Annotated in this window: 18 protein-coding genes and 1 tRNA gene; 9 read left to right on the forward strand and 10 right to left on the reverse strand. The window is 64.9% G+C overall.

Features of this window, described 5'->3' with window-relative positions:
• Positions 1–48: 48 nt before the first annotated feature.
• The 4 genes from guaA (at position 49) to AB7U46_RS13940 (ending at position 4,088) form a co-directional block, all read left to right on the forward strand.
• Complete coding sequence (gene guaA / locus AB7U46_RS13925; protein ID WP_428337600.1) at positions 49–1,608, forward strand: glutamine-hydrolyzing GMP synthase; 1,560 nt, start codon at positions 49–51, stop codon at positions 1,606–1,608.
• Positions 1,609–1,764: 156 nt separating this feature from the next.
• On the forward strand, positions 1,765–2,520 hold the full coding sequence (locus AB7U46_RS13930; RefSeq protein WP_428337583.1) for a GNAT family N-acetyltransferase: 756 nt from the start codon (positions 1,765–1,767) through the stop codon (positions 2,518–2,520).
• 88 nt (positions 2,521–2,608) lie between these two features.
• Positions 2,609–3,478 (forward strand): polyphosphate kinase 2, encoded by an 870-nt coding sequence (ppk2, locus tag AB7U46_RS13935; protein ID WP_428337601.1) that lies wholly within the window; start codon positions 2,609–2,611, stop codon positions 3,476–3,478.
• A complete protein-coding gene (locus AB7U46_RS13940) occupies positions 3,471–4,088 on the forward strand; it encodes a TetR/AcrR family transcriptional regulator (RefSeq protein WP_428337584.1) in 618 nt (205 codons plus the stop codon). Before ppk2 ends, AB7U46_RS13940 begins: the two co-directional genes overlap by 8 nt.
• A gap of 9 nt (positions 4,089–4,097) precedes the next feature.
• On the opposite strand, the gene AB7U46_RS13945 is transcribed toward AB7U46_RS13940, so the two are convergent.
• From AB7U46_RS13945 to AB7U46_RS13955, 3 genes are all read right to left on the reverse strand, one after another.
• Positions 4,098–4,721, reverse strand: a complete 624-nt coding sequence (locus AB7U46_RS13945; protein WP_428337585.1) for a LysE family translocator — start codon at positions 4,719–4,721, stop codon at positions 4,098–4,100.
• A gap of 2 nt (positions 4,722–4,723) precedes the next feature.
• Positions 4,724–5,179 (reverse strand): Lrp/AsnC family transcriptional regulator, encoded by a 456-nt coding sequence (locus AB7U46_RS13950; protein ID WP_428337586.1) that lies wholly within the window; start codon positions 5,177–5,179, stop codon positions 4,724–4,726.
• Between the two features lie 150 nt (positions 5,180–5,329).
• Positions 5,330–5,917, reverse strand: coding sequence for an outer membrane protein (locus AB7U46_RS13955; protein ID WP_428337587.1), 588 nt, complete (start codon positions 5,915–5,917; stop codon positions 5,330–5,332).
• 234 nt (positions 5,918–6,151) lie between these two features.
• Between AB7U46_RS13955 and AB7U46_RS13960 the strand changes: the two genes are divergently transcribed.
• Positions 6,152–6,898, forward strand: coding sequence for an SDR family NAD(P)-dependent oxidoreductase (locus tag AB7U46_RS13960; protein WP_428337588.1), 747 nt, complete (start codon positions 6,152–6,154; stop codon positions 6,896–6,898).
• On the opposite strand, the gene AB7U46_RS13965 is transcribed toward AB7U46_RS13960, so the two are convergent.
• Positions 6,899–7,759: a hypothetical protein gene (locus AB7U46_RS13965; RefSeq protein ID WP_428337589.1), complete on the reverse strand. Its 861-nt coding sequence runs from the start codon at positions 7,757–7,759 to the stop codon at positions 6,899–6,901. It abuts the gene before it with no gap.
• 172 nt (positions 7,760–7,931) lie between these two features.
• On the opposite strand from AB7U46_RS13965, the gene AB7U46_RS13970 reads away from it, so the two are divergent.
• Both AB7U46_RS13970 and AB7U46_RS13975 read left to right on the forward strand, forming a co-directional pair.
• A tRNA-Ser gene (locus tag AB7U46_RS13970) sits at positions 7,932–8,021 on the forward strand.
• 143 nt (positions 8,022–8,164) lie between these two features.
• Positions 8,165–9,436, forward strand: coding sequence for a DUF6538 domain-containing protein (locus AB7U46_RS13975; protein WP_428337590.1), 1,272 nt, complete (start codon positions 8,165–8,167; stop codon positions 9,434–9,436).
• Between the two features lie 186 nt (positions 9,437–9,622).
• On the opposite strand, the gene AB7U46_RS13980 is transcribed toward AB7U46_RS13975, so the two are convergent.
• The 5 genes from AB7U46_RS13980 to AB7U46_RS14000 all read right to left on the reverse strand — a co-directional run bounded on the left by AB7U46_RS13980 (position 9,623) and on the right by AB7U46_RS14000 (position 14,018).
• The gene (locus AB7U46_RS13980; protein WP_428337591.1) at positions 9,623–9,955 is read right to left on the reverse strand and encodes a DUF2190 family protein; all 333 of its coding nucleotides are present in this window, start codon (positions 9,953–9,955) and stop codon (positions 9,623–9,625) included.
• A 1-nt stretch (position 9,956) separates the two neighbouring features.
• Complete coding sequence (locus AB7U46_RS13985; protein ID WP_428337592.1) at positions 9,957–10,175, reverse strand: phage head-tail joining protein; 219 nt, start codon at positions 10,173–10,175, stop codon at positions 9,957–9,959.
• The gene (locus AB7U46_RS13990; protein ID WP_428337593.1) at positions 10,175–11,917 is read right to left on the reverse strand and encodes a prohead protease/major capsid protein fusion protein; all 1,743 of its coding nucleotides are present in this window, start codon (positions 11,915–11,917) and stop codon (positions 10,175–10,177) included. The genes AB7U46_RS13985 and AB7U46_RS13990 overlap by 1 nt, the downstream gene beginning before the upstream one ends.
• 148 nt (positions 11,918–12,065) lie before the next feature.
• A complete protein-coding gene (locus tag AB7U46_RS13995) occupies positions 12,066–13,475 on the reverse strand; it encodes a phage portal protein (protein ID WP_428337594.1) in 1,410 nt (469 codons plus the stop codon).
• Positions 13,476–13,478: 3 nt separating this feature from the next.
• Complete coding sequence (locus AB7U46_RS14000) at positions 13,479–14,018, reverse strand: hypothetical protein (protein WP_428337595.1); 540 nt, start codon at positions 14,016–14,018, stop codon at positions 13,479–13,481.
• A 308-nt stretch (positions 14,019–14,326) separates the two neighbouring features.
• On the opposite strand from AB7U46_RS14000, the gene AB7U46_RS14005 reads away from it, so the two are divergent.
• Together AB7U46_RS14005 and AB7U46_RS14010 are read left to right on the forward strand one after the other, a co-directional pair.
• Complete coding sequence (locus tag AB7U46_RS14005; RefSeq protein ID WP_164681884.1) at positions 14,327–14,497, forward strand: hypothetical protein; 171 nt, start codon at positions 14,327–14,329, stop codon at positions 14,495–14,497.
• A gap of 96 nt (positions 14,498–14,593) precedes the next feature.
• On the forward strand, positions 14,594–14,770 hold the full coding sequence (locus tag AB7U46_RS14010; RefSeq protein ID WP_428337596.1) for a hypothetical protein: 177 nt from the start codon (positions 14,594–14,596) through the stop codon (positions 14,768–14,770).
• A 57-nt stretch (positions 14,771–14,827) separates the two neighbouring features.
• Here the strand turns inward: AB7U46_RS14010 and AB7U46_RS14015 are convergent.
• The coding region (locus tag AB7U46_RS14015) for a hypothetical protein (RefSeq protein WP_428337597.1) at positions 14,828–15,390 on the reverse strand (563 nt) is incomplete at its 5' end.

Genomic DNA, 15,390 nt, shown 5'->3' on the forward strand with positions numbered 1-15,390 from the left:
GCAGCGCCCCCTCTTGCTTTCCAGTCAAGCCCCGCCTATTCCCCGGACATGACCCAGCATCAGCGCCTTCTCATCATCGACTTCGGCTCCCAGGTCACGCAGCTCATCGCGCGCCGCCTGCGTGAGCTCAACGTCTATTGCGAAATCCACCCCTATCAGAACGTCACCGACGCCTTCCTGAAGGATTTCGCCCCCAAAGCGATCATCTTCTCGGGCGGCCCGGATTCGGTGACCCGGGAGGGCTCCCCCCGCCCGCCGAAAGCCGCCTATGACATGGGCGTGCCGATCCTCGGCATCTGCTATGGCCAGCAGGTGATGATGCAGGATCTCGGCGGTCTCGTGGAAGCCGGGCAAAGCCACACCGCCGAATTCGGCCGCGCCTATGTGACGCCGACCGCCGCCGAACTGCCGATCCTCAAGGGCTGGTTCACTGACGGCCGCGAGCAGGTCTGGATGAGCCATGGCGATCATGTCAGCAAGATCGCGCCCGGCTTCGAGGTCTATGGCACCTCGCCCGGCGCGCCCTTCGCGATCACCGCCGACACGTCGCGCAACTTCTTCGCGGTGCAGTTCCACCCCGAAGTGCATCACACGCCGAACGGCGCGAAGCTTTACGAGAATTTCGTGCGCCTCGCGGGTTTCACCGGCGACTGGACGATGGCGGGCTACCGGCAACAGGCGATCGAACAGATCCGCGCCCAGGTCGGCGACAAACAGGTGATCTGCGGCCTTTCGGGCGGCGTCGACAGCTCGGTCACCGCGATCCTGCTGCATGAGGCGATCGGCGAGCAGCTCACCTGCGTCTTCGTCGACCATGGTCTGCTGCGTCAGGGCGAGGCCGAGCAGGTCGTCGCGATGTTCCGCGACAATTACAACATCAAGCTGATCGCGGCGGATGAGAGCGAGCTTTTCCTCGGCGCGCTCGAGGGCGTCTCCGACCCCGAGGTGAAGCGCAAGACGATCGGCCGCCTCTTCATCGACGTGTTCCAGAACTACGCCAACCAGATCAAGGGCGCCGAATTCCTCGCCCAGGGCACGCTCTACCCCGACGTGATTGAATCGGTGAGCTTCTCGGGCGGTCCCTCGGTCACCATCAAGTCGCACCACAACGTGGGCGGCCTGCCGGAGAAGATGGGGCTGAAACTGGTCGAACCGCTGCGCGAGCTTTTCAAGGACGAGGTCCGCGCCCTTGGCCGCGAACTTGGCCTGCCGCAAAGCTTCATCGGCCGCCACCCCTTCCCGGGGCCGGGCCTCGCGATCCGCTGCCCGGGCGAGATCACCCGCGAAAAGCTCGAGATCCTGCGCAAGGCCGACGCCGTTTACATCGACCAGATCCGCAAGCACGGGCTTTACGACGAGATCTGGCAGGCCTTCGTCGCGATCCTGCCGGTCCGCACCGTGGGCGTGATGGGCGACGGGCGCACCTATGACTATGCCTGCGCGCTGCGCGCGGTGACCTCGGTCGATGGCATGACGGCGGATTACTACCCGTTCACGCATGACTTCCTTGGCGAGACCGCGACGCGGATCATCAACGAGGTGAAGGGCATCAACCGGGTGACCTACGACATCACCTCGAAGCCGCCGGGCACGATCGAGTGGGAGTGACGCCGGAGAGGGCGTGAGGGGCGCTGCCCCTCGCACCGCTTCGCGGCGCTCACCCCGGAGTATTTGGGCCAGGAAAACCTGTGGCCGATTGATGAAATGGCCCGATGCGCGAAAGGCGCGGCGGGCTGACCGGCGAGGGAGGAGATCTTGCCGCTTATGCAGCTGACAGGACGGCTGATCTGTGCCACGCCCGAGGAGCGGCGCGTGGTGCTTTCCCATCTGCCGCTGCACATGCGGCTCACCATGCGCGAGCCCGGCTGCCTGTTCTTCGACATCGCGCAGGATCCCGTCGATCCGCTGGTCTGGACGGTGAACGAGGGCTTCGCCACCGAACCGGATTTCGTCGCCCATCAGACCCGCAGCGCGGCGAGCGCCTGGGGTCAGGCGACGCGGCGGATCCGGCGCGACTATGCGCTCGCCCATCCCGCGCCGGCGATCGCGCCCGAGACCGAAGCCGACCGTCGCGCGATCCACCTGCTTACCCGCACCGCCTTCGGCCGAACCGAGGAGGCCGATCTGATCGACGCGCTGCGCGTCGGGGGGGATCTCGCGCTTTCGCTCACCGCGCGGCTCGGGCGCGCCTATCTCGGCCATGCGGGCTTTTCCGAACTCAAGGCCCCTTTCCCCGCCTGGGCGCTCGCCCCGGTCTCGGTGCGCAAGTGCTGCCGTGGCCAGGGCGTTGCCGCGGCGCTGATCCGCGAAGGCATCGCGCAGGCCCGCGCGGCCGGCATCGCCGCGCTCTTCGTGCTGGGCGATCCGAAATATTACGCGCGCTTCGGCTTTTCCGCGCGGGCGGCGCGTGGCTTCGACTGTCCCTGGTCGGGGCCCTATTTCCAGGTTCTGCCGCTTGGCGAGGCCCCGCTTGCCCGCGGGCCGCTGCGTTACCCCGCGCCCTTCTCCGCACTGCACTGAGCGCGGCTTGCCCCTGCCCCGCCCGCCGCTATAGTGAACCCGCTTCACATCGCGGGAGGATCGCATGGGCAAGAAAACGGAGACCGGGCTGAAGATCCCGCTGGTGGGCGACATCACCCATTACCTCGAGAAAGAGGCGCCGAAGGAGGTCCGCAAGGCGATCGAGACCGCCGCGAAGGGCGAGATCCTTTCGCGCAGCTACCCCTACCGCGAGGCGATGAAAAAGAAGGATTACGAGGCGCATATGAAGGCGCTTCAGGTCGAGCTGGTGAAGATGAGCTGGGCGCTGAAGGACGCGGGCAAGCGGCTTGTCGTGCTTTTCGAGGGGCGCGACGCGGCGGGCAAGGGCGGCACGATCGAGCGCGTGCGCGAGAACCTAAACCCGCGCCAAGCCTATATCGTCGCGCTGCCGAAGCCGACCGACCGCGAGGCCTCGCAATGGTATTTCCAGCGCTATGTCGACTGGCTGCCGGCGGCGGGCGAGATCGCGCTTTTCGACCGCTCCTGGTACAACCGCGGCGTGGTCGAGCATGTCTTCGGCTTCTGCACGCCCGAGCAACGCGAGCATTTCTTCCGCCAGCTTCCGGGCTTCGAGAAGATGCTCACCGACGAGGGGATCGTGCTGGTGAAACTCTGGCTTTCCGTCGACCGGGCCGAGCAGCTCAAGCGCTTCCTCGACCGCGAGACCGATCCGCTCAAGCAATGGAAGCTGAGCTGGATCGACGTCGAGGGGCTGAAGAAATGGGAGGATTACACCAAGGCGATCGGTGAGACGCTGGAGCGTTCCGACACCGATTTCGCGCCCTGGACGGTGATCCGCTCCGACGACAAGATGCGCGCGCGGATCGCAGCGATCCAGACGATCCTGCATGCGGTCGACTATCCGAACAAGGATGCCGCGGTGATCGGCGAACCCGACCGCAACATCTGTGACGGCCGCGACCTTTTGAATGGCTAAACAGGGCTACCATCACGGCAACCTCCGCCAGGCGCTGGTCGAGGCGGCGCTGCGGCTGATCGCCGAGCGCGGCCCGACCGGGTTTACCCTGTCCGAGGCGGCGAAGGACGCGGGCGTCACCCCGGCCGCGGTCTATCGCCATTTCGCCGGGCGCGAGGATCTGATCGCGGAATGCGCGCGGCAGGGCTATGCGATCTTTGCCGATGTGATGGAGCATGCCTGGAACGGCGGGCGCCCCTCGGCGCTGGCGGCTTTTGGCGCGACGGGGCGCGCCTATCTTGCCTTTGCGAAGAAATTTCCCGGTCATTACATGGCGATGTTCGAAAGCGGGCTCAGCCCCAACCGCTCGCCCGAGCTCGCCGCAGGCGCCGCGCGGGCCGAGGCGGTGGTGCTGCGCGCGACCGAGGAGCTTTCGCGCCACATCCCGCCCGGGCGCCGCCCGCCGGTCACCATGGTCGCCGCCCATGTGCGCGCGATGAGCCACGGCGTGGTCGAGCTTTACGGCCGCGCGGCGCCCGGCACCCACGCCCCCTTCTCGCCCGAGGATCTGCTCGAGAGCGGGATCGGCATCTATCTGCGCGGCCTCGGCCTGATCCCGCCAGACGCCTGATCCGCGCGCCTAAAGCAGTGCCTGGGCGAAGGCCCAGATCCCGAACCCCGCCATCATCCCGCTCGAGATCCGCGCGGTCCAAAGCGCGAAACCCTCCGGCAGGCGGTGGTGCAGCGCCGCGACCGTGCCGGAAAGAAACGCCCACCAGAGCATCGAGCCGCCGAAGACCCCGGCCACGACCAGCGCCGCGCGCCCGGGCGTCGCCTGTGCCGCAAGGCCGAGGCCCGCGAAGATCGCGGCGAAGCTCAGGATCGTCGCCGGGTTCGTCAGCGTCAGCGCATAGGTGGTGAGCGCGGTCGAGAGCAAGCCGCGCGCCTCGGGCGCGGCGGCGGCGCGCACCGGCCCGGCCTGACGCGGCCAGCCCTTCCAGGCGAGCCAGAGCAGGAATGCGCCGCCGATCAGGCCGAGCGGCAACGAGATCCGCGTCACCACGCTCGAAAAGGCCGCGAAACCGGCGGCGGCCGCGGCGGCATAGCTCGCGTCGGCAAGCGCCGTGCCAAGCCCGCCGGACAGCCCCGCGCCAAAGCCGCGCGCCAGCGTGCGCTGGATGCAGAGCGCCCCGATCGGCCCGAGCGGCGCCGCGATCGCAAGCCCCATCGCCAGCGATTTCAGAAACAGAAAGACGGTGTCCATCCTCACCCCCTCAGGCGAAACGGCGGCTCGACCACGGTCGAGAGCGCCAGCATGGTTTCCGAGCGCGCGATCCAGCCCGCCGCCTTCAGCCCGGCGAGGAAATCCTCGACGCCCTGCAATCCAGGCAGGCGGATCTGCACCAGATAGGACCAGGGGCCGGTGACGTGATGGCAGGCGGTGACGGTCGGCATCTGCGCCATCGCGGCGCGAAAGGCGCCCTCGTCCACCCCCGCGGCCAGCGCCACCCAGACGAAGGCCGCGACCGGCAGGCCAAGCGCCTCCGGGTCGCAATCGGCGGCGAATCGGCGCAGCACGCCGCGTTCGATCAGCCGCCGGATGCGCTCGTTCACGGCAGAGGTCGACAGCCCGACCTGAGCGCCGATCTGCGCGAGAGACTGGCGCGCGTCTTCCGAAAGCAGCAGGCAAATCTTGCGGTCGATATCGTCGATATCCGTCATTCTTGCGGCCCTTCGATGTGATGGCCGATCATTTTCCGCAATTGAAATCCACGCAACGCAAAAAGAACGCGACGGGAAATCTTCCCGTCGCGTCCGGTCTCAGGGCCTGAAAACCGCAGGATTTGCGGCGGGAACCCCGCCGCGCCCCGCTCAGAAGCGGAAGGAGGCGGTCAGGGCCACCGTCGTCAGATTGACGTTGGTGCCGGTGCTGTCGAAATTGTGGCCGTCGCGGTAGTCAACCTCGCCACCCAGCGCCCACTGGTCGGTGAGCTGGTATTTCACGCCCGCGCCAACCATCGGCACGAGGTCGCTGTAGGATTTGCCAGCGGCCTTGGCATCGACATAGGAGCCGCCGAGGGCCCCGTAATAGAGCCATTTGCCGTTCGGTACGCCGCCGATCAGCTTCACGTCGGTGAAGCTGTTCACCTTCGCATTCGCGGCCTTGTCCTTCAGGTCGGCGCCCGAATAGGCGAGCTCACCGCCGGCGACGAAATTGCCGAAATCCTTCAGATAGCCGGCATGCAGGCCACCGACCGCGCCATTGGCGTCGAGGTCTTTGTTCACCTTGCCATAGCCGAGCTGGGCACCGACGTAAGCGCCGGTCCAGTCCGCGTTCTGGGTCACGACCGGCGCCGGCGCTTCCGGAGCGGCCTCGACCACCGGGGCGGTGTAGCTGCCTGCAAAACCCGTGCCTGCAGTGAGCGCCAGCGCGGCACTCGCGATAAGAATCCGTTTCATCTTGCCTCCTTTCAGGGGGCTGTCCCCCGTGGCTTGTTGCAAGTCCTTCTCGCGTCCCCCGAGCTATTCCTTCCATCGGCGCAATCAATCCCCCTGCCCGCGCGTCTCGGCGCAATCGCGCCGTCGCGTGATCGGAGGCGCGCCGCGCCGTGACGTCGGAAAGCCCTTGCTGGACTGGACAAGGCGGGCCTCGCGGCGTTTAATGAACAAACGTTCAGTTCAACGGAGGATCACATGGAGTTGACGGCGGCAAGGGCGGTGGTGACGGGGGGCGCCTCGGGTCTCGGGGCGGCGACGGCGCGTCACCTCGCGGCCGAGGGGGCGCAGGTCACGCTCTTCGATCGCGACTCGGAGCGCGGCATGGCACTGGCGGCGGAGATCGGCGGCACTTTCGCCGCGGTCGACGTTACCGACGAGGCCTCGGTCGCGAGCGGTGTCGCGCAGGCCGTGGCAGCGATGGGCGGGATCGACGTGCTGGTGAATTGCGCCGGCATCGCGACGGGGGAGCGCGTCGTCGGCCGCGAGGGGCCGCACCGGCTCGAGAGTTTCGCGCGCACGGTGGCGATCAACCTGACCGGCAGTTTCAACGTGCTGCGCCTCGTCGCCGCCGAGATGGCGAAGAACCCGGGGCCCGAGCGCGGGGTGATCGTCAACACCGCCTCGATCGCGGCCTTCGACGGGCAGAAGGGCCAGGCCGCCTATGCCGCTTCGAAAGGCGGGATCGCGGGGATGACGCTGCCGCTCGCGCGCGATCTGGCGACGCAGGGGATCCGGGTCTGCGCGATCGCGCCCGGCACTTTCGCCACGCCGATGCTGAAGGGGCTGCCGATCGAAGTGCAGGAGAGCCTGGCCGCCGAGGTCACCTTTCCCAAGCGCCTCGGCGAGCCCGAGGAATATGCGCGGCTCGCGGGGTTCATCGTCAGCTGCGGCTATCTCAACGGCGAGGTGATCCGCCTCGACGGCGCGCTGCGGATGCGCTGATCACAGCTCGGCGGCGTTGAGCCGCCGGGCAAGCGCCGTGCCGAGCTCGGCCGAGCTGCGCTCATAGACATGGTCGAAGCCCTGGAACTGCGCGCGCAAAAGTGCCTGCCCCGCTTCGGAGGCGTTGAACTCGGCGCAGCGGTGCAGATCCTCGAGGCTGAGCCCCTGATAGGCGAGGAAGAGATAGCCCTCCATCCAGGAGGTGACATCGGCGCGGATGTCGTCCTCCTGCGCGGCGACATCGGCGAGCATGTCGGATTCGGTGACCTCGTAGGGGAAGGCCCCGCCCTGCGCCATCGCGCGATAGAAGGCGAGATTGGCGTTGAGCCCGCCGGCGACATTCGGCTCGACGAGATCGGCCGCCTCGATGATCTCGCGCACCGCGTCAAGCTTCGGATCCTGCGCGGCATCGGCCTCCTCGGCGCGGGCGATCGCGGCATCCTCGACGCTCTGGTCGAGCATCGCCGCGCGCGCCGCGATTTCCTGCGTCACCACCCGCTGGCCGAGATCGGAGCCGAGCCAGCGCTCGATCGCGCCCTGATCGGCCTTTTCCGCCGCGAGCGCGGCGCCGAGCACCTCTTCATAGGGCGGCAGCAGCCGCGCCGGCGCATGGATCGCCGCGACCTCGGCGCGCCAGCCCGGATCGGCCCCGCCCGGCAAGAGCTCGTCGGCGAGATCGTCGCCGTAATGCACCCCCTCCTGCTGCAGGATCGAGAAGAGCTTCTCGCTGTGCAGGAGCGTGGCGATCTTGGCGGGATCGGCCGCCGCCCCCTGTACCGTGGCGCAAAACGCCAGCGCACAGGCGAGCGCAAGGCGCAGCGGCGCGCGGCGCGCAAGGACGGGGAAGGAACGGTCGGTCATGGCAGGCCCGCGCTGAAATCACCCCCCGATCATAGCGCGCCGCCGGGCTTTGCCAAAGGCCGGAATGCGGGCTTTTGCGGGGCGTGACAGCCGGCGCGAAAAAAGATGAAAAAACCGGTTGCAACCCCCGGAGCGGCAGGCTAAATCCCCGCCTCACGAAGACCCCTGACGCGGAGAGGTGGCAGAGTGGTCGAATGCGGCGGTCTCGAAAACCGTTGTCGGTTTGCGCCGACCCAGGGTTCGAATCCCTGTCTCTCCGCCATTTTCACAAATTTTCCAGACACTTAAAGCGTTGATAACAAACGCTTTTTTGGCGTTTTCGCAGTCAGCCTTTGAATAAGTCCGCTTGATTTGCTGCACAATGCGCTGCACAATCTGCCGCACAACAGCGGGGAGTGTGAAAGCATGGGCAGGAGTCTCGGAGTGACCAGGCGCGGCGATACGTTCCATCTGCGCAAGCGTGTTCCCGCCCGCTACCGCGATATTGAGGGGCGCGATACAGTCTGGATCAGCCTGCACACCGACTCCGAGTCCGTCGCCAAGAGCAAGGCAGATCGGGCATGGAGTCAGATGATCGAGGCTTGGGAAGCCAAGCTGGCGGGTGACACTGAGGATGCAGAAGCGCGCTTCGCCGCCGCTCAGGAATTGGCGCGCGTCCGGGGCTTCCGGTATCTGGACGTGGGCAAGGTCGCCAAGCTGCCCCCTGAAGCCCTGATAGAGCGTGTGGAAGCCGTCCCTGCCCAAGCTGACAAGGCAGAGGTTGCCGCGCTCATGGGAACCGTTCCCGAACCGCAGTTGACGATTTCCAAGGCGCTCGATCTCTACTGGACGCTTGCCCGAGAAAAGACCTTCGGCAAGAGCGAGGATCAGCTTCGCCGCTGGAAGAATCCGCGCATCAAGGCAGTGAAGAATTTCGTGGCAGTCGCAGGCGACAAGGGAATCGAGAACATCACGCGCGACGATATGCTTGATTTCCGGCAGATGTGGCTTGAGCGGATCGAAGGGGGCGAGGTCACGGCCAACAGCGCCAACAAGGATTTGATTCACTTGGGCGATGTGCTGAAAACCGTGAACAAGATGAAGCGTCTTGGGCTGGACCTGCCCTTGGGCGAATTGTCCTTCAAGGAAGGTGAAACCCGGACGCGCCCGCCGTTTTCGACAGACTGGATTCGCACCAAGTTGCTTGCGCCGGGGGCGCTGGACGGGTTGAACCCGGATGCGCGCGGCTTGCTCTTGGGCATGGTCAACACCGGCTATCGCCCCTCTGAGGGTGCCACGCTGACCGCTGAGACGATCCGGCTGGATTGCGACGTTCCGCACATTTCGATTGAGCCGGAAGGGCGGCAACTCAAGAGCCAATACGCCCGCCGCGTGATCCCGCTGACCGGGGTTTCGCTGGAAGCGTTCAAGGAGTTCCGGGAGGGCTTCCCCCGATACCGCGACAGCGCCACGCTGAGCGCGACCGTGAACAAGTATCTTAGGGGCAAGGGGCTGTTGGAGACGCCCGCGCATAGCATGTATTCCTTGCGGCACAGTTTCGAGGATCGAATGCTTGCGGCGGGGATTGATGATCGCATCAGAAGGGATGTGTTCGGGCATCGGCTGGACCGGGAACGCTACGGCGCTGGCGCTTCGCTGGCCCATGTGCGCGACTTGCTGGCAGGCTTGGCCCTCTGAGCCAAGAGCGCCCGCGCGCGCCGCAGCACATCGGTTTCGCCGCTTTCGCGCGCCCGCGCCTCAGTCAGTTCGGCTTCCAGCCGCTCGAATACCGGGGCAACGCCCGCGTCGACTTCCAGCATCGCCGCAACCTTGAGCAAGGCGCGTTCGATTCTATCAGCCGATATGGACGCTGCCCCGGTCAAGTCAGAACGCGCCGCTCAGCCGCACTTTGACGGTGCCGGTCGACGCCGCCGCAGCTTCCACCGCCACGCCGATTTTCGTGTTGCCGGAAGCCGTGATGGTGGCAAGGCCGGTGCCGCTGGCCCAGTAGATCGGCGCGCCCAGGGTCACGTTGTCGGCTGCCACCTTGGGCAGTTGCCAGACGCCAGAGGTTTTCACGTCGACGGGTTCGCCGGAAGCCGCGTCACCTTGGGCGATGCCCGCGATGCTGCCAGCGATGACCACGCCGCCCGATGCCACCGCCACGGGGGCAGGAATGGTGACGGTATCGCCGGGCTGAATGAAGTTCTTTGCCATTTCAGAGACCTTTCGAGGTGTTGAAGGTGATCGAGGCAGAGGGGCGATTGCCGCCCATCCGCTGAATTTCCGCGTCCAGAGACGCAAGCGCGGCTGCCAGTTCGGCATGGCTGCGGTAGCGGATGGACTCGCCGCTGGAGTCCTGCACCATCAGGACGCCGGAAAACTTGGCGTCCATCAGGCGTTCGCGCCACTCTTGGAGTTGCGAGAGCGTTGCCATTACGCGCCCGCGTTCCGGTAAGCGCCCCGGTGATCCGTCGCGCCAGCGCCGAAGTCGAGCGTGACGCGGAATTCCCGGCCCAGCACTTCCCAACCGTCGCGGCTGGACAGTTGCGGCCCTTGCGCGCTGGACAGGTAGGCATATTCCAGCACGGGGGCGGTGGACGGGTCGCCGAAGATGAACCAGCCGTTACCGGTCAGGCGCGGTTCCACGATCAGCGACAGCTTGCCGCCGAACGGGTTCACGTCTGCCGTGGTGTTGGCTTGGATCGAGGTCAGCAGCTTTTCGGCTTCGGTTTCCAGCGCCGGGCTGACCAGAAGGAAGCGCGGAACCACGTTCACCGGGGTCGTGCCGTCCATCATCTTCTGAGTGCGCATCGCCTGACGTGCCGCGCTCAGGGTCGTTTCGGACAGCGCCGCGCCGGTTCCGGCAAGGTTGCCATGATCGGCATGGAACAGCGCCTTGCCGTCGCCCATCGTGACGCCCGCGCCCGCGTTCGCGGTCAGAAGCGCCAGAAGCTGCCCGGCTTCGGTTTCCGCCGCCGCCTGGCCCATCATTTCGCCCCAGCGCGCGAAGGCGTTCAGATCGTCATTGACGATTGCCTTGCGCGACAGGCTGAAAATGCCGCCGAAGGTTTCGATGCTGTAGCCTTCCTTGGCTTCCGCCGTCGAAAGCGCCTTGATCTCGCCGGACTCCGTCACCTTTTCCAGTTTGGTGAAGTTGCCCACCTTGAGGGTCGACATGGGGCGGAAGTCGGCTGCGGTGCGCTGGCGCGCAAGCTGTTTCAGCGGGCTTTCGGCGCGCTTGTAGGCATCGGCCAGAACACGGTTGCCCGCGCCGGTCAGCAGTTCCGGGAAGTCGGAAACCGTGTGCATGGCACGTTGCAGCAGTTCTTCCCGGCCCATCATCGCCACGCCAACGGTGCCGCTGCGGGTCAGCGCATCGCGGGCATAGTCGGCAAGGCCCATCTGCATGAAGGGGCGCGCCGCGTCGGTCGGGGCGCTGCCCAGCATTCGGGCGGAAAGGGCTTCCACCTGCCGGGCTTGGATCACTGCCGGATCATCGCCGGAAGCGCCAACGGTGGCAGTGCGGATCGGCTGCACCGAACGCTGCGCCATCGCTTCAAAAGCCGCGCTGCGGGCTGCGGTCACGTCAGCGCCGTTGTCGATTTGGGAGTCGGCCCATGCCGAGTCCAGGCCAGCCGTGGTGGCAATGGCGCGGATCGCGGCGCGGGTTTCGAGGGTTGCCGCGTCGGGCGCGGTGGTCACGTCTTGGGGCAAGGTAGCACTCCTGATAAGGGCTTGGGGGTCTGCGGGAATTGCGACTAGGCTGGCTTCCACCAGTTCCCAGGCGGTAGCGGTTCGGACGCGCTGCCCGGTGGCGTCGGAAGAGTCCTGCCACTTGGAAACGCGATAGCCGATGCTGACTCCGGTCACGTCGCCACGCTCGATCGCAGCGAGTGCAACGGGGTCAGAAATGCGAAGGGTCGCCACGATCTGCCCGGCTTCGAACCGGACATTTTCAACGCGGCCCTTCACGTCTTGGATGGATGCTTGCCGGTGCGAGTCGAGAACCGGCAAGCGGGGGGCGATGGTCACGGCTGCGGGGTCGATTGCGAGGCGTTCGACATATCCCGTGCGCTTGACCGGCGCGCCCGTTGATAGAACCACGTCAACCGTTCCGGCTTCGCGGTTCAGCGTGGCGGGTGCGATGGTCGCGGCCCGCGTTTCGAGGGGGTTCATGCGCCGTCAGAGTCCTTCTGGGGTTCGGGCGTGGCGGCGCGGGGGTTGGGGCTTTCCCAAGGGGCTTTGGCGAGTGTCACCGGCCTATCGGATTCAACCGACACGGCACGGGACCAGCCTTTGCGCCATTGGAGTTTCGGGGTTGCGCTCATTCGTCGCCAGCTTCCTTCTGCGGTTGGAGCGTGGCGGCGCTGAGGTTGAAGTTGATGCCCAGCCGGGCTTCGCGTTCCCGGTCAGAGGCGATTTCGGAATCGAGGGATTCCACGTCATAGCCGCGTTCCGCGACGGCTTGGCGACGGGACATAAGGCCCCCATCAAGGGCATCGCGGATCGCCGCAACGTCCTTCGCCGGGTCAATCCACGGCATCGGCGGGGGGTAGTGTTCGGCTGCCAGCCAAAGCGGCGCGGCTGCCTCAAAATCGGCTGCGGGCAGATCGCCGCGCAAGATCATCGCGGAAACCGCGCGTTCCCAGATCGGCGCGCACATTTGCGGAATGACGGTGCCGAATTGCACCTGTTCCAGCCGCTGCCGGAATGCCACCATGCCAGCGCGAAGGCTGCCATAATTCGCTTCCCGCAGATCGCCGCTCACTAAATGCGCTGGAACACCCAAGCCCGCAGCAATCGCGCGGATTTGGTGCGAGACGAATTCAGCCGTCTGTTGCGCCTGTTGCGGGGTGCTGAAACGAATGTCGAAACCGGACGGCAGGCGCTGCAAGACGCCCGGTTCAAGGCCACGGGTCAGGATGCCCGACTCGTCGCTGGCATCGAAGGGTTCCCCGGTTCCGTTCTGGTCGACAAGGAAGCCTGCAAACATGGCTGCGGTTTTCACGCCAACGGCCAAGGCATCTTCCAATTGATCGAGTTCGGACAGGCGCAGAAGGATCGGCGCAAGCCAAGAGACGCCGCGAACCTGCCCAGCCCCCAGCGGGTGCATGAGGTGCAACATATCTTCGGCGGGAACGCGGATCGTGCCATAGCTGGACGCGAATACTTCGGTCGGACGGGCTTTCAGGACGTGATAGGCCACGCGCTGCCCTGCCGCGTTGAATTCGATCCCTGCCACGACATAGCCGCCGTTCGGCAGGTCGCGCGTGTCGGCTTCATCCACCATTTCAGCGGGCAGAAGGCGCAACCGCAGCCCATTGGCGCGTGTTTCCATGTGCAGGAAGGCTTCCCCGTCGACAATCATCGCCCGGACAGCCGCAGCCTGAATCCCGAAAAGATCGGTCCTGCCTTCCGCGTCGGCCCGCTTGGACCATGTGCCGAACGCCGCGCCGATGCTGGCACGGTTGCCCGCGTCGGGATGCTGGGAAGCCGGTTTGATGCCAAAGCCAACCAGCCCGGAAACCAGCGCCGAAACGCCATTCGAGGCCCAAGGGTTGTTCGCCACGAAATAGCGGGCGCGGCTGCGGATCGGCGCAGATGCTGCCAGCGTTTCCGGCCCGGTGCGCCCGAAGGAAGGCGCAGATGACCAGCGCCGCCCGCCTGCCGCGCCGTCAAAGCGCCGGGTCTTCAGCGGTTCGGCCTTGGATTTGAAAAGATCGAGAAAGCCCATGTGTCAGGACTCCAGAAGCGGGCGGATCAGATCGGAAGCGGGAACAACCGAAGTCATCAGATGAGTTCCGCCGAATTCCGTCGCGCTTCGGCCCGTCGAGACCAGTTGGCCCACGCTCAGATTGCCCAGCTTGGCGTCGACTTTGTCCTCATAGATCGCAGCATGAAGCCGCCTTTGCCCCGCCTCACGGGTGAAGCGCAGAATGATGACCCAGCTTTGCCCGGACAGGGTGCCATCGGCGATGAGGTCCAACCCGGTTCGCGCGACTGTCTCGCCGGAAGGGTCGGTAATGCCAAACCGAGTATTCAGTTCGGAGTTCACTTCGGACAGTTCGGCGGTGGACAAGCCACAATCGAACATAGCCATGAGAAGGCGCGCCCGGATCAGTTCCCGCGCGGGATAGTCTGCGGGTGAATTCCGCGTGTGCCCGGCTTCACCCTGCAACAGCCCTTTGAACAGCGGGTTGCGCAGGCGGATATGGATTTCGTCAGCTTCCCGCCCTTCCAGGTTTCCCAGCCGATCAGCGATTTCAGAAAGGCGCATGGGCCGACTCCGTTACAACTTGCGACCATACATAGCACCGATTCTTGCAAGTTGCAATCCACATTCTACTATGCTAGACATGAGGTGTTCATATGGTTCGCTATCGAATCGGGCGGGTGCGCTCGCCCGGTTCACCATGTGACAGACATTCAGATTTGCGCGCTGCGGGTTTCCTGTTCTCCCTCGCATCCGGCGCGCAGATAGCCGGGGTTCCTCGCAGTTCCTTACCCGGCTTGCAGGACGGCAGGTGTTGGCGTGGCCCCTGCCGTCCTCTTTTTTTCAGAAGCCCATGAAAAGGAACCATCACCATGCGCCCCCTTACCAAGACCGAATTGCGCGCCACCAGGACGCTTGCCCAGATGCTTATGGAGTCTGGGGTCAACTTCGAAACCGCCGCTGAGATTGTCGGAATGAGGCTGAAATACCTCGGCGCGTTCTCGATCCCGAACGTCGCGCGGGTGTTTCGGGTCGATCCCTAGATGCACATCTGACGTGAAAATCACGTTCGATTTCAGCTATTTATCACGCGGGATGCTCGATAAGTTCTGATTCGGACAAACAGAGGAGTCCCCCAAATGCACCTGCAAAAAACGCCCGGCCAAATGGAAGCTGACCGTCTCATGGTCGAATTCATTTCCAATCCCAACTTCCCGAAGGCGCTCGAACGGATCAAGCGCGCCGCCGCTGAGAATGACGACGAATTCCTTGCCGACATTCTCTTGCGGTCTTACTTGGGGTCGACGCCAGTTTAGCCGCGCGCAGATCGGGTTATAGGCGGCACGGGAACGTGCCGCCGATTTCCCAATCGCTTAAGACAACATGCCGATCTGCATCCGGGCGGCTATGTCTACACCCACCCCGTCCAAACCGGGAAAGAGGTTCCTACGATCTATTCCCGCCTGCAATAGGTTGTGAAACAAGTGCCGTTTCAGCCGTTTCGGGATAACGATCTTTGCAAACCCCCGAGTCAGTTCATTATTCTTGGTCGTGATCTGGTTTCCGATTTCATCGCGCATATCCAACGGCACGAATGGCCCATGCGGGTCTCCATAAGGGTGAAAAGTGAATACAGATTTCTGAGCGGGAATCCTGCGGTCAATTGCGGGTGGCGTTATAGAAATGACCTTGTGTGGCCCTAAGCTGCGAACCTCTTCCGGTCTATAATGGGCATCGGGCAGAACCATAAAAAGAGCGGCGTCACATTCGCGCTGCCAATCCTGAACCGCAAAAAATAGTGCCACGAATGGGCGTTGTTGCGCAAATCCGGGAGGATTCATGTTGTGAATCCGGCATGCTAGCTGGGCAGCATGAGCAGACCTCCGAAGACGACCTACAAGACCACCAACTGGCAAAGCTACAATCAGGCGCTGAG

This window comes from Paenirhodobacter sp. (assembly GCF_050177655.1).
Taxonomy (GTDB): domain Bacteria; phylum Pseudomonadota; class Alphaproteobacteria; order Rhodobacterales; family Rhodobacteraceae; genus Rhodobacter.

Bases quoted from the DNA above. Each gene is read 5' to 3' on its own strand.
- AB7U46_RS13990 (WP_428337593.1), bottom strand. From the start codon at position 11,917: ATGAACCCCCTCGAAACGCGGGCCGCGACCATCGCACCCGCCACGCTG.
- AB7U46_RS13955 (WP_428337587.1), bottom strand. From the start codon at position 5,917: ATGAAACGGATTCTTATCGCGAGTGCCGCGCTGGCGCTCACTGCAGGC.
- AB7U46_RS14000 (WP_428337595.1), bottom strand. From the start codon at position 14,018: ATGCGCCTTTCTGAAATCGCTGATCGGCTGGGAAACCTGGAAGGGCGG.
- AB7U46_RS13960 (WP_428337588.1), top strand. From the start codon at position 6,152: ATGGAGTTGACGGCGGCAAGGGCGGTGGTGACGGGGGGCGCCTCGGGT.
- AB7U46_RS13965 (WP_428337589.1), bottom strand. From the start codon at position 7,759: ATGACCGACCGTTCCTTCCCCGTCCTTGCGCGCCGCGCGCCGCTGCGC.
- AB7U46_RS13985 (WP_428337592.1), bottom strand. From the start codon at position 10,175: ATGGCAACGCTCTCGCAACTCCAAGAGTGGCGCGAACGCCTGATGGAC.
- guaA (WP_428337600.1), top strand. From the start codon at position 49: ATGACCCAGCATCAGCGCCTTCTCATCATCGACTTCGGCTCCCAGGTC.
- AB7U46_RS13930 (WP_428337583.1), top strand. From the start codon at position 1,765: ATGCAGCTGACAGGACGGCTGATCTGTGCCACGCCCGAGGAGCGGCGC.
- AB7U46_RS14010 (WP_428337596.1), top strand. From the start codon at position 14,594: ATGCACCTGCAAAAAACGCCCGGCCAAATGGAAGCTGACCGTCTCATG.
- AB7U46_RS13940 (WP_428337584.1), top strand. From the start codon at position 3,471: ATGGCTAAACAGGGCTACCATCACGGCAACCTCCGCCAGGCGCTGGTC.
- AB7U46_RS13980 (WP_428337591.1), bottom strand. From the start codon at position 9,955: ATGGCAAAGAACTTCATTCAGCCCGGCGATACCGTCACCATTCCTGCC.
- AB7U46_RS13975 (WP_428337590.1), top strand. From the start codon at position 8,165: ATGGGCAGGAGTCTCGGAGTGACCAGGCGCGGCGATACGTTCCATCTG.
- AB7U46_RS13995 (WP_428337594.1), bottom strand. From the start codon at position 13,475: ATGGGCTTTCTCGATCTTTTCAAATCCAAGGCCGAACCGCTGAAGACC.
- AB7U46_RS13945 (WP_428337585.1), bottom strand. From the start codon at position 4,721: ATGGACACCGTCTTTCTGTTTCTGAAATCGCTGGCGATGGGGCTTGCG.
- AB7U46_RS13950 (WP_428337586.1), bottom strand. From the start codon at position 5,179: ATGACGGATATCGACGATATCGACCGCAAGATTTGCCTGCTGCTTTCG.
- AB7U46_RS14005 (WP_164681884.1), top strand. From the start codon at position 14,327: ATGCGCCCCCTTACCAAGACCGAATTGCGCGCCACCAGGACGCTTGCC.